Source organism: uncultured Brachyspira sp. (assembly GCF_944388875.1).
In the GTDB taxonomy this organism is placed as follows: Bacteria; Spirochaetota; Brachyspiria; order Brachyspirales; family Brachyspiraceae; genus Brachyspira.
The window spans coordinates 32,143-47,847 of record NZ_CALXKQ010000016.1 but is presented as its reverse complement, the minus strand read 5'-3'; the positions used below and the strand labels follow the sequence as shown (position 1 = coordinate 47,847).

8 protein-coding genes are annotated in these 15,705 nt (G+C 28.4%); 6 read left to right on the top strand and 2 right to left on the bottom strand.

All coding sequences use genetic code 11. The features are described 5' to 3' along the window. Positions 1-12: 12 nt before the first annotated feature. Positions 13-2,067, bottom strand: coding sequence for an excinuclease ABC subunit UvrB (uvrB, locus tag Q0J69_RS09715; protein ID WP_297206797.1), 2,055 nt, complete (start codon positions 2,065-2,067; stop codon positions 13-15). Positions 2,068-2,239: 172 nt separating this feature from the next. Between uvrB and Q0J69_RS09710 the strand changes: the two genes are divergently transcribed. Then, entirely contained in the window at positions 2,240-2,968 is a 729-nt protein-coding gene (locus Q0J69_RS09710) for a hypothetical protein (RefSeq protein WP_297206794.1), read from the top strand. 14 nt (positions 2,969-2,982) lie between these two features. Here Q0J69_RS09710 and Q0J69_RS09705 read toward each other — a convergent pair whose 3' ends face one another. After that, positions 2,983-6,156, bottom strand: a complete 3,174-nt coding sequence (locus Q0J69_RS09705) for an efflux RND transporter permease subunit (RefSeq protein ID WP_297206792.1) — start codon at positions 6,154-6,156, stop codon at positions 2,983-2,985. A 329-nt stretch (positions 6,157-6,485) separates the two neighbouring features. Between Q0J69_RS09705 and Q0J69_RS09700 the strand changes: the two genes are divergently transcribed. The 5 genes from Q0J69_RS09700 (at position 6,486) to Q0J69_RS09680 (ending at position 15,704) form a co-directional block, all read left to right on the top strand. After that, a complete protein-coding gene (locus tag Q0J69_RS09700; protein ID WP_297206790.1) occupies positions 6,486-7,073 on the top strand; it encodes a TetR/AcrR family transcriptional regulator C-terminal domain-containing protein in 588 nt (195 codons plus the stop codon). Between the two features lie 152 nt (positions 7,074-7,225). After that, positions 7,226-7,759 carry a hypothetical protein gene (locus Q0J69_RS09695; RefSeq protein WP_297206788.1) on the top strand — a complete coding sequence of 178 codons (534 nt, stop codon included), beginning with the start codon at positions 7,226-7,228 and terminating at the stop codon, positions 7,757-7,759. A 13-nt stretch (positions 7,760-7,772) separates the two neighbouring features. Further along, positions 7,773-8,288, top strand: coding sequence for a hypothetical protein (locus tag Q0J69_RS09690; protein WP_297206786.1), 516 nt, complete (start codon positions 7,773-7,775; stop codon positions 8,286-8,288). Between the two features lie 88 nt (positions 8,289-8,376). Then, positions 8,377-8,709, top strand: a complete 333-nt coding sequence (locus Q0J69_RS09685; protein WP_297206784.1) for an STAS domain-containing protein — start codon at positions 8,377-8,379, stop codon at positions 8,707-8,709. An 80-nt stretch (positions 8,710-8,789) separates the two neighbouring features. Further along, positions 8,790-15,704, top strand: a complete 6,915-nt coding sequence (locus Q0J69_RS09680) for an ABC transporter (protein WP_297206782.1) — start codon at positions 8,790-8,792, stop codon at positions 15,702-15,704. Position 15,705 lies beyond the last annotated feature (1 nt).

Sequence of the window (15,705 nt, the reverse complement as noted above, 5' to 3'; positions counted from 1 at the left end):
AATTATATTAATTTATTTTTTACTCTTTTTTCCATTAGGATTTTTTGAAGTTATATTCTTATGTACATTTTTCTTAGTAGGCTTTAATTGTTTAAGCTGATTAATTTTTTCTCTTATCTCAATAGCTTTTTCAAATTCTAAACTGTCAGAAGCTCTTTTCATTTCTTTTTCAAGCTCTTTTATATAATCATCGCTTTGCTGTTTAGGGTCAATTTTTACCCTCTCATTAAAGCGTCTGAAATCAAAATGAAGTTCATAAGAAGTTTCAACTTTTTCTTCTCTTTCTATTATGTCCTGTATTTTTTTGATAATAGTTTTCGGAGTAATATTATGCTCTTTATTGTACTCCATCTGTATTTTTCTTCTTCTTTCTGTTTCCTCTATTGCCACTTTCATAGCATCGCTTATACTGTCAGCAAACATTATAACTCTGCCATTAGCATTTCTAGCAGCACGTCCTATAGTCTGTATTAGGGTGGTTGTATTTCTTAAAAAACCTGTTTTGTCTGCATCAAGTATTAATATCAAAGATACTTCGGGTACATCAAGTCCCTCTCTTAAGAGATTTATACCTACAAGTACATCAAAAGCACCTAGTCTTAAATCTCTTATTATCTCTACACGTTCAACAGTTTGAATATCAGAATGCAGATAACGAGTTCTAACTCCGTTTTCATTTAAATATTTTGTGAGGTCTTCAGCCATTTTTTTTGTGAGTGTGGTTATAAATATTCTTTCATTATTTGAAACAGTTTTTCTAATTTCTTCAAGTATTTTATCAATTTGTCCGTCAATAGGATATACTTCTATAATAGGATCGAGAAGTCCTGTAGGTCTTATTATCTGCTCTACAACCTGACTGCTTTTTTTAAGTTCATATTCAGCAGGCGTAGCACTTATATATATTGTATCATTGGTGAGCTTTTCAAACTCTTCAAAAAATAAAGGTCTGTTATCAAGTGCAGAAGGAAGTCTGAATCCGTATTTAACTAAAGTTTCTTTTCTGCTTCTGTCACCAAAAAACATTCCTCTAATCTGAGGCACGCTCACATGCGATTCATCTATAATAGTTAAAAAATCTTTTGGAAAATAGTCTATTAAACAAGCAGGTCTGTCTCCTTCTTTACGTCCTGATAATGGTCTTGAGTAGTTTTCTATTCCAGCACAGTATCCAACCTCTCTAAGCATTTCTAAATCATATTTAGTTCTTCCGTATATACGTTCTGCTTCTACTAACTTTCCTTCAGATTTGAATTTATTATATTGCTCCTCAAGTTCTTCTTCTATTAATTTGATACCAGCCGCCAGCTTTTCCCCGCCTGTGACAAAGTGTTTGGCAGGGTATATTACAACTCTTTCCTGCTCTGCTAGTTTTTGTCTTGTAATAGGATTAATTTTTATTATACGCTCTACTGTATCCCCAAAAAATTCTATTCTTATAACCTCATCAGAATAGGCACTCATTATTTCTAGTGTATCACCTATTACCTTAAATTTTGCACGTTCAAGTACATCTTTAACACGTTCATACTGAATGGAAACTAATTTTTCTATAATTTCATCTCTGTCATATTCTCCGTCTTTTTCTATTGATATGTATAGTTTTCTGTAATCTTCAGGAGAACCCAAACCATATATACATGAAACAGAAGCCACTATTATAACATCACGTCTTTCCAGAAGCGAAGTAGTTGCCTTAAGCCTTAATCTGTCAATCTCATCATTAACTGAAGCATCTTTATCAATATATAAATCTTTAGCAGGTACATAGGCTTCAGGTTGATAATAATCATAATATGAAACAAAGTATTCTACAGCATTATTAGGAAAAAAATCTTTAAGTTCTCTGTAAAGCTGAGCTGCCAAAGTTTTATTATGCGACATTACAAGAGTGGGTCTGTTTGCTTTTTCTATAACATTTGCTATAGTAAAAGTTTTTCCGCTTGCTGTAACTCCCAAAAGAGTTTGATATTTATTTTTATTTTCAAGTCCTTTTACTAGAGATTCTATTGCGGTAATTTGATCTCCAGATGGTTTGAAATTGGATTCTATTTTAAAATTTCCCATCTATTGTAGTTTATTTTCCTTAATAAATTTTATTTTTTTCATTATATTATATAATAATTTTTTTTAAAGTATATTATTATTTTATAACAATAAATATGTAAAAAATAATAATGTTATTGACTTTTATTTGTATTATATTATAATAGAACGTGATTTTTATTAGGAGTATTTTATGGGAATGCCGCAGATAACAGATGAACAAGTTATTACATTAATTAAAACCACATCAAATTTACCGTTAGTAAAAGTTAGCAGGGAAGATTATTTAAGGAAAGAATTTTCTAAAGATTATTATCATATAATGGATGATATTTTAGAAAAAGGTCCTTACGAAGCAGGAGTTCCTATAGATGTTATAGAAAAGAAAGCTAAATTTGCAATCTCTTATGAGAGAACAAAAGCGTCAGCTATTTCATTTTTAACAGGATTACCTGGAGGAGTTGCCATGGCTGGTACTATACCTGCAGATTTAAGCCAGTTTATGGGTCATTGTATGAGAATTGTTCAGAAGTTAGCATATTTATCTGGAATGCCTGGTTTTTCGGATTCTAATGATATGACTGATGAAGAAGCTAATATAGTATTGATATATTTGGGTGTTATGTTTGGAGAATCTCAGGCTGCAATGGCATTAAAAACACTTGCTAAGTATTTATCAGGAGTTGCTTTAAAAGAAATTCCTAAGATAGCTTTAACAAAAGTTGTAGGATATCAAATGATAAAGAGTATTTTAAAAGCACTTGGTATAAGATTAACGAAAAACTTAGCAGCAAAAACAGTTTCTAAGATTATACCTATAGCAGGCGGAGTAATATCAGGCGGAATGACATTCATTACTGTAGAGGTGATGTCTAAAAGACTTTATGATAAGCTTGCTGAATCAAGGTTTGATAATAATTAATTTCAATACATTAATTATTTTAATTTTATAAGTTTTAAATCTACAGCTATCATAAATACACATGGTAAAAATATTAAAGTTATAAGAGTAGAGAATATAAGTCCGTAAGCCAAACTCATAACTATAGGTACTATCAAGTCAGCACGTCCTCCTATACCATAAACTGTTGGAAGAAGCCCTCCTACTGTTGTTATTGTAGTTAAAAATATAGGAAGAAGTCTTTGAGTTGCACCTTCTACTATAGAATTGAATGCAAATTTTTTAGGATTGCTTAATGCTTCTGAATCAGTTTTTCCCACTTCTATGATTTTGTTTATTAAATCTATCATTATTATTCCGTCATTAACAAGAACTCCGCATAATCCAACTATTCCTATAAATCCTATAAATGACATAGGCATTCCGTGAATATAGAATGCTATAAATACTCCTGTTAATGTGAATGGTATCAAAAACATTATCATCAAAGGCTGAATGAATTTTTTAAATTGCAGTAATAGTATTAAATATATCAAAACTATAGCTATTAATAATGTAGATGCTAGTCCGTCCAATGCTCCTACAGTTTGATCCGCCTCTCCTCCGAAACCTATTATTATACCGGGATATCTTTGACTTATATCTTTAAATTTATTCTTTACAGCAAACATAACTTGTATTGATGTATTTTTTCCTTGGATTAAATCTGCTGTTATTGTTATGCATCTTTGTCCGTTATAATGCCTAATAGCAGATACGCCGTTTGTGTTAATTATGTTTGCAACATTTTTTAAATATAAAAGTCTATTGTATGTATTAGGTATAACAAGATTATTCAATACATTTGTGTCAAATATATAATTTCTATCCAATTGAACCCTGAAATCCAGTCTATAATCTAGTTCCTGAATATATGTAGCAACTGTTCCGCTATATGCTGTTCTTAATTCATTTGCAACATTAGCTACATTCATTCCTAATTGTGCTATTTCATCATAATTAAATATAACTCTAAGTTCATCTTTGCCTATTTTATCATCATCATAATAGTTTATTACTCCGTCTAAACTAAGCAAATATTCCTTTACTTCATCTCTTACCTTTCTGGTTTTGTTTATATCATTTCCAACTATTTTTATATCCACAGCTTTGCCAGGGTCCATAGGAAGTTTTACTGATACCATTAAAGCATCCAACTGCTGTCTTAAAGTTGTTTTCTCTAATTCTCTATTTATATCATCCATTATATCATAAGCTGTTTTCTTTCTTTCTGTTGATGATATAAGATAAACTGTTATGCCTGCAAGATTAGCTGATTCTTCTGATATATCAACTATATTCTGATTTACCTGTTTTCCTACAACGCTATTGACTGCTATTAAGTTTTTAGGATCAACCGATTTGTATATAACATTCTCTATTTCCTCAACATACTTCATAGTATTCTTTATAGAGTTTCCTATACCTGAGTCAATATTTATCATTATACTGTCAGAGCTTGTATCATATATAAGTATGAACTTCTGCAGGCTTTCTTTAGCCAAAAAGAATGAAAATATTAAAAGAACTATAAAAAATAAAACTACTAAATATCTGAATTTTAATAATGTCTTTAATGCTTTATTAAAAGGATTTTTCATAGCATTGAAAAGTTTTTCTTTATCAAAGTCCAGAGGATTTTTAATCTTTTTTAAGAATGCTAATTTTTTATTCGTTTTATCCTGCAAGTTATTTGGAAGTAAAAATATTGCCTGAAACAAACTAGCAAGTAATGCCACCACTACAACTTTTGGGAAAGGAGCTATTAATTTACCTACAACATCCTTAGTTAGAAGCATTGGCATAAATGCAACAACTGTAGTCATGGTAGCAACCATTATAGGATTTACGACATCCTTAACAGCATCAACAGTACCATCCAATCCAGTTTTTCCTGATTTTTGGAAATCGTATATATTTTCGCATACTACAATGCTGTTATCAACAACCATACCTATTACAGTAATTATTCCTGCAAGCGATATTATATTAAAAGTTAAATCAGAAAAATTAATATATGAGAATGTTATAAATATTACAACTATCATTCCAATGCTTGTAAATAATGCACTTTTGAAATCTAAAAATATTATTAGAACTATAAGTATTATTATAAATCCAAATATCAAATTGCTAGTTGCCACATTTGTAAGTGCTAATACCATCCTTGAAGTTTCTCCCATAGTTGTAACTTCAATATTTTCAGGTATTAGTTTTTGATTATTTTTTAAGAAATTATTAATGTTTTCTGTAGTTTTTACTATATCAGCATTTTCTTTTTTTTGTATGCTTAGAGAATATCCTTCTATACTATTTATTCTTACATATATAGACTTTTCAACGAATCCTCTATCAACTTTTGCTAAATCCTGTATTCTTACTCTTTGTCCGTTAAAAGTGGAACGCACTACAACATTAGTTGCTTCTACAGGGTTTTCAAATTGTCCCATTGTTACTATCGTTTTTTCTTCTTCATTTTCCTCTAATTCAGTATATAGAGGCTTTTTAAAATCTCCGCTTGTAGCTCTTATATTTCTTGCAGAAAGAGAGTTTACTATATCAGTTAAAGAGATGTAGTATTCCTGAAGTTTTTTTGGGTCAGCAAGTATTTTTACTTCAGGGTCTGTTCTTCCCTGCACAGTTATATCAGCAACCCCGTCAACATATTTTAATTGTCTTTCTAATTCTTTACTGAAATCATATAAAACTTTTTCATCGCCTTCAAATCCTTTTTTAAAATGAACTCCTATTTTGTAAATAGATGTAAGTTTTGGGTTTATATCCGTTATTTCTATAGTTTCAACATCTTCTGCCATATCTGGAACACTTTGCATTTTTCTGAATATGTCGTCTTTTGCCTTGCTTGTATCTATTTCCATATCTAATTGCACAAATATTATTGCTGCATTTTCTGTTATTATAGAAGTAAATTCATCTATTCCAGATATTGTTCTTAATTGATCTTCTATTTGTATAACTGCATTTTGTTCAACATCTAAAGGAGAGGCACCAGGGTATACTACTTGTAAAATCATTAATTCTAAATCTGTAGAAGGAAATGATTCTTTATCTATATTATAGTACGAATATAGTCCTATCATAATAGATACAAATATTATGATATTTACCAGCATTCTATTATTTGCAAAAAAATATATTAAATTTCTCATAGTATTAAAAATCTCTAAATAATTATTCCTATTAAGATAGTATATAAATTTTTATATGAATTTATACCTCTTAAAATAAAAAAATATAATTATTATTTTTTACTTTGACATAAATTAAAATATGTCTATAAAATAGTATATTTTTAGACTAATTAATAGACATAAATATTATAGTGTTGATTATAATATAAATTTTTTTCATTTATCATTTATTATTGTTATATTAACAGTTTACATTTTATAAGATTATAATATAATAATCATAGTCAATAATATTTGAAATCAATTAACAATATTATTTTCTTTTATAGTTTATAGGAACATTGTGTATGAAAAATGATTCAAACAAAAATAATGCAAGAGTAAGAAAAACTAAAAAATTACTTGAAGATTCTTTAGGTCTTTTATTAGAAGAAAAACCTTTTGAAGATATTAGAGTAATAGATATATGTGCAAAGGCAAATATGCATAGAAGCACTTTCTATACTTATTACAATGATAAATATGAACTATTAAAATCAAAGTTAGATGAATATGAAGCCAAATTTTTAGAAGATTTAAATAGATATAAAATAGAAAATAAATTAAAAGATTCTCATATAGATATAATGGAAAAAATACTTCAATATTTTTATTTGAATAGAAAATATTTGAAGATAATATTTCAGAATAATAAGGATGGAAGTATTACTAAAATTTTAAGAGAATACTTAGCTTCTTATGTAATAGAAGGAATAAAAGATTTTAAAACTATACGTCATGATAAAGAAAATGTTATGAGAATTATGGGCAGTTTTTATTCAGGAGCTTTTATATCAGTTCTTACAGATTGGATTTTAAATGACTGTTTCATCTCTGTTGAAGATTTGGCTGTATATATATCAGATATAATAATGCAAAGAGTTTTTGCAGAATAATTTAAATCATTTTAAATTAAAATATTCATATTACTTTTAAAGTAAATATTCCAATGTCGATAATATAAAAAAATAAAATAATTATTTTACTTTTATACGCTTTAATTGATTTAATTAATTAGGTGTAATTATGAAATAAGGAGAATACAATTATGAAGAAGATAATGGTATTTTTGTCAATGTTTTTTATATTATCATTTAGTTTGTTAAATGGACAAAACATTACAAAAGACAGTGATTATTCAAAGAATTGGGCAAGTTTTGTTTTTAAAAAGACAATAGATATGAAAGGGGCATTATATGAGGGAAGACCTGGAGGAGATTTAGAATTAGTTTCAGGAAGAACTCCTATGCTGCTTATAAAAATGTATAAATTTGTAGGGGCAAGATCAGATAATCATGCTTATTATTCTCATCAGGTTCCTATATCTATGTTTTATGATAATGCCCCTGCTTTAGGAGTTAATTTGGTTGAAGGATACTCTATTGAAGAGGGAAAAGTTATGAGATATTCTAAATATGTAAGAAGCTATCAAGGTAAATTGGATTCATGGAAAAAAGCCAATTCTGTTTATACTAATAACAGATGGGTTGCTAATACCGATGCTGATTGGAGTTCTTATCCAGTACCTCAGCCTGAAGATGTTAATTGGGCAGACGGAGAGTATGCAGGAGATTTATATTAATTAAAAACTGTAAATGCAATATATTTTTATTATTTTAGTCATCATATTGCTTCTTGCAGTTTTATTTTTTATCAATAATAAGAAAGTAGTATCTTATGATAATGAATGGGTAAAACTGGTTAGAAATAGAACTGTTGATTCTGATAAATATTATTTGTTTAAAGATGATGCTGAGCTTATTGTAGATAATAAAAAGAAATTAATATTTATTAAGGCTAAATATAATAATATGGCTGTATACAGTAATACAGATTATTTGAATAAATTTATGTTAATTTTTTCAGGATATCCTTCTATAAAGGCTACTTTTATGGAAGGATATATTGTTGAAAATAATAGACTATATTACACTTATGCTTATAAATCTTCTTATTATGAAAGACTTCATAAATGGATGGAGCTTAATGGAGTTTTTCAATCTAAAGAAGTTTGGGTTGCTAAAAAAAATATAAAATGGAATAGTTTTCCTTCTCCTCAATATAATGATATAAATTGGGAGAAAAAGGCTATGATTGGACTGCTGTCATAATAAAAATAGATAGGTGTTTTATATTGACTTTAATATTTTTATTTGCTATAATTTTAAAATATTATAATTATGAAGAAGGAGTTGAAAGATGAGTCTAAATATAGAAGATAAAGGAAATGCTAAAGTTATAAAATTAGAGGGTAAATTGGATGTTAATTTATCTATATCTATAGAAACAGAATTGGAGCAATTGGTTGAATCAGGTTCTACAAAATTAATATTAGAATTATCAGGTGTTGAATATTTAAGCTCCAGTGGAATCAGAGTATTTATTTCTATAATGAGAAAAATAAAATCAAAAGAAGGAAAATTAGTACTAGCTTGTGTTCCAGATATTATTAAAAAAATATTAAAGACTGTTGAATTAGAAGATTTGTTTGAAGTTTATGAATCTGTAGATGATGCATTAGCTGCATTTTAATATTGTTAATATTGCTTTTATTAGTATTTTTTGTATAATATTACATATATGAAAAAATACTAATATTAGAATATTATTTTATGAAGATAATAAATTTTTTAGAGTTTAAAATTTTAGTTTTGATTTCTTTTGTATTGTTTGCTTGTGCATCCAGTCAAAAGAATTCGGATTCTGTATTTGACAGCAGACCCTTCCTAAGGGAATACAAAAGATACTCTCTCACTTCAGGAGAGGCTAATCCTGTATTAGATGCTGTAATTGACAGAGAAGGTACTTGGATATATTATGCAAGAGAAAATGCAGGAAATACCGATATTTTTGCAGTTGACTCATATACTCTTGAAAACTATAGATTAACTAGAAGTCCAGGTATAGATACATCTGTTTCCGTCGATGATAAATCAAAATATATAGTCTTTACATCTACCAGAGATGATGCATTTGGAGATATTTATCTTTATAAACTTGTAAATATATTTGGAATAAGAACTTCAAAAAATAATTTGGAGAATTTAGAGCAAAATATTGTAAGGCTTACTGATTATAAAGGATATGATGTAGACCCTGTAGTTTCTCATAAAGGAAATAGTATAGCTTTTATTTCAGACAGAGATGGCGGAGTAAAAAAATTGTTTACTATGAGGGTTAACGGTAAAGAATTGAAAAAAATGTCAGATATAGAAGCAAGTTCTCCAGCATTCTCTTTTGATGACAGTAAAATAGCTTTTATAACTTCTAAAGTAGGGGAGAGATATTCACAGCTTGTTGTTTTAGATTTAAATGCTGATACTAATTCTGCAACAAATTTAACTATTTTAACTGACACTAAAACATTCAAATTTAATCCTACATTCTATAATGATGATACAATTATATTTTTTGAAATAGAAAAAGATACAGACCGAGATGGTAATTTGACATACTATGATAAAAGACGCTTAATGTCATATTCACTATCAACTCATCAGTATTATGTATTATCAGAAGACACAAAATTAAGTACCTTTAATGTTGCTTATCCCTCAGGTTTGGTAGGGGCTTATGTTGTTAATGAGGGTTCTACAAGCATAGTTACAATTGGTTCTACAAAAGAATATTTTATAAAAGATGCTAATGCGGAAACAATGTATAATACATTTACTGAGCTTCCTTATGATAGAAAAATTGATTCTATAGATAGATTTGCTGAATATTTTCCATTTGATGATGATGAAAGCAGTGTTGCTAAGGCCTATTTTAATGTAATGATATCATCATATACTAATAAAAATACTGCTGAGTATAATAAATCTATTGGAATATTAACTAATAAATATAAAGAAACTTTTTCTGGTTTTTTAGCTTCAAAAATAAATCAGAACTTTGATACTAATAATAATTGGGTTGATACAAAGTATTTTACTAATGAATATTTTTTAACTAACAGCAAGAGAGATGAAATAATTAATTTTGTATCTTGGGCTGGATATATATCTGCAAATGAAAAATATAAGGCAGACAGCAGAAATGAGAGTACATTAATTATATTAAGCAATATTATAAATTTAAATACAGAGAAAGATTTATATATACTTATATCAAAATTATATTCGCATTCAGTTGAAAATAACGGCTATCAATATCCTGATTATGAAGACCTTTATAATACGCCTTATAAAAGAAAGGATTTGATATTTTCAGAAAGATTGGATATAGCAAAAGATTTTGTAAAAGATACTAAAATCTCTTCTATTTCTATATTAGATAATGCTCATCCTTATTCTCCATTATCTGTTGCTGCAAGACTTTCATATTTAGATAGTTTGATACTTTCAAGAAATTATGAGGATGCAACAAATCTATTTAAGCCTTATATTGAGTCAAAAAATGATATAATGCTTGCATTAGGCTATTATGCAAATGCTAAAGTTCTTTTGGAACAAAAAGATGATGGTTCTTATGCTTTATTTAAAAACGCTTTGAGTTCAGGAGGCAATGATTTTGATTCTACATCTGAGGCGGAAGAAAGCAAAAGAATTTTAGCTGATTATTATAAATCTTTGGCTGATAGTTCCTATAATGAAGGCAGATATGCAGCTGCTTATGATAATTATCAGGAGGTATTAAAATATAATCCTAATGATACTTCCTCATCATCAAGGTTGATAGAAAGCGGACTTAGAGCATACAGCACTATAGAATCTCTTGAAATGACTATTGCTGAGAGAGAAAAAAATATTTTATCTACAAAGTATTCAGATCATGAAGCACATGCTGAACTCGCTAATGCTTATTATTATTTAGCTAATAGATATTATGGTATGGCTATAGATAAGCAGTATAGTCCTGACAGATATGTTTTAAGCGAAAAGAAGAGAGAAGACGGTTTTTATTTGTATTTGAATAAATCTTTTAATACAATACTTGATAAAGCTAATTCATATATTGATTTTGCAATATTTTTATATCCTGATAATGAAGATTATTATGTAAAAAAAGCTGAGATGCTTACATTTGCCCAAGCATTGAAGATGCAGGTGTTGCAGGATCAAAAAACATATAAAAGCGTAATAGAGCTTGTGCCTGCATATAGGGATAATAATATTACTAATGACAAGTATATGGGATATAATATGCTTGCATTTCAAACTTCCAATTTGGATTCTGAAATAATAGATGCTTTAATAATGGCTAAGAGTAAGGTTAAGACTAAGCCTAATGTAATTTCTATAATGCTTGCTAATTCATATTTGATAAACGGCAGATATTCTGATGCTGTGGATGAATATAAAGAGGCTGAGAGTTTGCTTAGACAAGCAGGCAGTGATAAGAGTATGGCATGGTATCATTTCTTTTACGGCTATTCTCTTTGGATGAACAATGATGTAAATGGGGCTTATAGAGAATATGAGCTTGCTAGAAAATTATTTGAAAAATTGGGAGATAAGGAATCCATTTACAAAATAGTAGGATATACTTCTATAGCTGCGATAGAGCAGGAAGATTATGAAAAGGCTATAGAATCATTATTGGAAAGAGATAAACTTACAGAGAATGATATTGATAAAAATGAACTTAATCAGCTTCTGCTTGCAGCATGTTATTTAAAATTAGAAGATTATAAGAATGCTTTAATGTACTGTGATAATGTAAAAGCTAAGATTGACAGTTTGGATTCTTCTTTGTATACGCCTAACTATTTAAGCATAACTTTTTACGGTGCTAATATAAATATAGTAAATTTTGGACTTGCTTCTTTTGGAGGATATATACCGGGAGAGCCTTTGAACGTTGATAAACAGCAGATGCTTTATTCTATATATCAGGAATTATACGAAAAAATGGGCAGATATTCTGAGGCAAGAGAGGCTTTATCTTCTTATAGAAATTATATTATTCAGGATAAGCCTAAAAAATCTATTCAGCCTTTGATGCTTGCTACATATTACAATAATGAAGGATATTTATATTATCAGCAGGGAGATCAGTCAAATTCTATTATGTCTTTTAAAGCTTCAATAGAAGAGTATAAAAAAACTTTGGATGCAAAAACACTTGCTAATAACCCAAGCCTTCAGTATCAAAATGCTGAAAATGATGCCAAAAATTATCTTAGCTTATCATCTTTATATTTAAGGTATTTATCAGAAAATGATTTAACATCTATTAAAAAAGAATTTTTTATAGAATTATTTAATACAACAAAAACACTTCAAATATTGTCAACTAATAATGCCGTTAGTATAAAAGACAGACTGCTTTTATATTCTCATATAGCAGCGTTCCAATATATAATGGCATTCAAACTTACAGCTGACAACAGTATAGAATACAATAGAAGAAAGAATGATGATCCTACAGATATGACCGATTATGATATAAATATGCAAAGACTTACAATGCTTAAGGATGCTATTGACAGGTATAAATATATTCTCTCTTCAAATTCTAATTTCCCAGTTGATTTAAAAACTGAAATAATAGTTAGATACAATTTAGCTAAGGCTTATGAACTTGCAGGATATATTGAAGAGGCGGCAAGAGAATATATGTCGGCATTTTCAAAGGCACAAGTTTCAGCTTTTGCAGTTGAAGAAATAGCCATACTTACAACTTTGATTGATTTTAGTACTAAATATAGAGATAGATATCCAGACAGCTTAGATTATCCTGTGCAGTATGTATTTAGAATACTTCAGAGATTAAGAGAAAGCGTATTTATGATAACATTTGTTGAAGGAAATAATTTTATATTAAGACAGGCAAAATATAAAGTTATAGAGTTTCTTCAGGATAAATATCCTGATGCCAGTTTGAATATACTTGCTATGTTTGATGCTATTGATATGAGAAGAAAGTTTTTGGACAGAAGACTTTATACATTGGGTGAAAATAATTATTATTTAAGAGAGTATTATGATCTTTATGAAAAAGCTCTTTATGCATATCAAAGATATTTAAATGCTGTAGCAACTCCTTATGACAGTAAGACAGAATCTGCAATGCTTAAAGAAATTTCTAATTATGAAAAAGAGGCTGTAGAAAAATTTTCAAATACTCCTATAGAATCAATAGTTGTATGTGATGTTAAGCCTGAAGACATTGATAAATCTATGCGTAATGATGAAACTTTAATATGGGATACATATTTAGGATATAGATTTGTAAGAGAAAATGGAAAAACTTCATTTTATATACAAAGCAATGCCATGCCTAAAACCAAAAATTATGTTTCTCATATAGGATTCAGACCTATAGCTATAAGCAATAGAAATGTCTTTGTAAGAGAGCTTTATGATTCTACAGAATATATGCTTCCTCCTAAAACTGCATATATAGATACTAAATTAATCTCATTCCTTAGAACAGCAAGAAGTACTGAGAGAGAAATAAACAGCAGTATGAGTATGTCAAGCAACACTAATGCATACAGCTATTCTTCAAAAGATAATTTATATACTAATGTATCATATAATGTTTCAACTAATAGTAATACTTCATCTTCTGAAACGAATAGAAGAAGGAGAGGAAATTTCAGATTTATTGAAATAAAAGATATACCAACTAATTCCTATGTGCCTTTAGTTGTGGATATAACAGGTGCAAGTGCTTCTGATATATCAAATGTTATGAGTAAAAATCTATATATAGTCTATAGCGATAAAGAAACATTCGATAATAATAGAAGAGTTTTGAGAAATATTAATAATATAGCATTGATTGTAGGAAATAGCGGCAGAGATTCAAGAATGATGTTCTATACTAATTATTTTAGAAAATTGCTGACTAATTCATTAGAAAACAGTATGAAAGGATATGACCATAATTTATTTACTGTATATGGAAAGCCTGATTACAGTATGACATCATTATCAAATGCTGCATACGGTTTTAAAACAAGACTTTATGAATCTTATGATAATAATTCTAATCCTAGTTTTTCTATGATGTCTAATGTTATAGCATATTCTCAAAGCGATGATGAAAAAATGTATAATTATGCAAGAATTGTTGAAGACAGATACAATGCTAAAGATACTAATACAGCGTATTTATTTTCTGAGGATGGATACAAGTTCTTTGCTGCTTCATACAGTAATATAAGTGATTCAAATGCTTATAGATTTATTAAATCAATGCTTCCTGTTTATAGAAGAATGGGAGAAGAGGGAGCTGTTAAGGGGGCAAACAGAGCATTGCATTTTATATATTTATATACAAACAATAATTATGACTTAATTGATGAATATTTTACTCCTAGAACTTTATCAAGATTTTTAAAGGCCAAGGATGATCCTAAAGAGTCTGTAAGATATTTAAATTATATAGCTGGCAAAGTTGATGGAGATAATAAAGACAAAATTTTGGAGGTAGCTGTTCTTTATGATCTGATATATGCTAAAACTCCTATTGATACTGTAACTAATTTCCTTAATAGAATGCAAAATACAAATGAAATATTAACCGTTGCAAATACAATACTTAATACTTCTGTAACAAATGAAAGCGATATATTTATAACTATGAACTATATATACGGCAATCAGTATATATTTGAAACAGAAACAGTATCATCTTTTGCAGACAGATTCTATTCTTTATATAAAACTAATTCTGCATATATATATGGTCTTTTAAATAAAATAAGAGTACCAGAGAGTGATTTTGATAAGAATATAGAAAATGCATATACAATATTTTCTAATGAGAATACAAATACGATGTTTATATTCTATGCTTATGAAAACAATAAATATACAGCATATAGTTATGTAGTTGGAGATGCTGAAGTTAAGAAAGCTAATTTAATTGATATGAAGAAATTAGGAGGTTATTTAGAAAGCTTTACAAATGTTTCAAAGGCAAGGGATAGAAGAAATGCATTAAAATCTATCGAGGGAGGAATGCTTTCATCAGATATTATTAAAGATGCTCAGAGAGTTCAGAGAATTTATATAACAGGCTCTTATGCTAATTTATTTACAGTTCCTTTCGCTTATTTGGATGCTTTTAAAAATAATGATGTTGTAAAAATAAGAGAATTTGAATATTCTCCTAGCTCTATTTTAGATATTGGAAAGCCTAGTATTAAATTAAATACTGAAACTAATTTCTATACTTCATTGGAAACTTTGGCTGTTGAGGCTTTTAGAGAGCCTAAAGGAAATACTGCATTAACTCATTATATAGGAATAGATACCAATAGGAATAAGCCTTTTGACGACAGAGATTTATTTTTATCTCCTGCAAGAAATGCTGATATTTTCGGATATTTGAAAGCTAGAAATAATACAAAACTTATGTTTACTTATACAACCAATAGTTCAGGAGATTATTATACTGTTATGAAATATCTGTATAATAATTTTGATTATGGTATAATAGATGCGTACAGATTTATAAAAACTAACAGAGTTTCTATTAATACTATAAATTCCAGCGATAGAAATACACTTTATATGGCTAATTATGCCTTATTTGATTATATACTCCCTGGTATACCTAGAGAAAAATAAT

Bases quoted from the DNA above. Each gene is read 5' to 3' on its own strand.
- Q0J69_RS09710 (WP_297206794.1), top strand. From the start codon at position 2,240: ATGGGAATGCCGCAGATAACAGATGAACAAGTTATTACATTAATTAAA.
- uvrB (WP_297206797.1), bottom strand. From the start codon at position 2,067: ATGGGAAATTTTAAAATAGAATCCAATTTCAAACCATCTGGAGATCAA.
- Q0J69_RS09695 (WP_297206788.1), top strand. From the start codon at position 7,226: ATGAAGAAGATAATGGTATTTTTGTCAATGTTTTTTATATTATCATTT.
- Q0J69_RS09690 (WP_297206786.1), top strand. From the start codon at position 7,773: ATGCAATATATTTTTATTATTTTAGTCATCATATTGCTTCTTGCAGTT.
- Q0J69_RS09685 (WP_297206784.1), top strand. From the start codon at position 8,377: ATGAGTCTAAATATAGAAGATAAAGGAAATGCTAAAGTTATAAAATTA.
- Q0J69_RS09680 (WP_297206782.1), top strand. From the start codon at position 8,790: ATGAAGATAATAAATTTTTTAGAGTTTAAAATTTTAGTTTTGATTTCT.
- Q0J69_RS09700 (WP_297206790.1), top strand. From the start codon at position 6,486: ATGAAAAATGATTCAAACAAAAATAATGCAAGAGTAAGAAAAACTAAA.
- Q0J69_RS09705 (WP_297206792.1), bottom strand. From the start codon at position 6,156: ATGAGAAATTTAATATATTTTTTTGCAAATAATAGAATGCTGGTAAAT.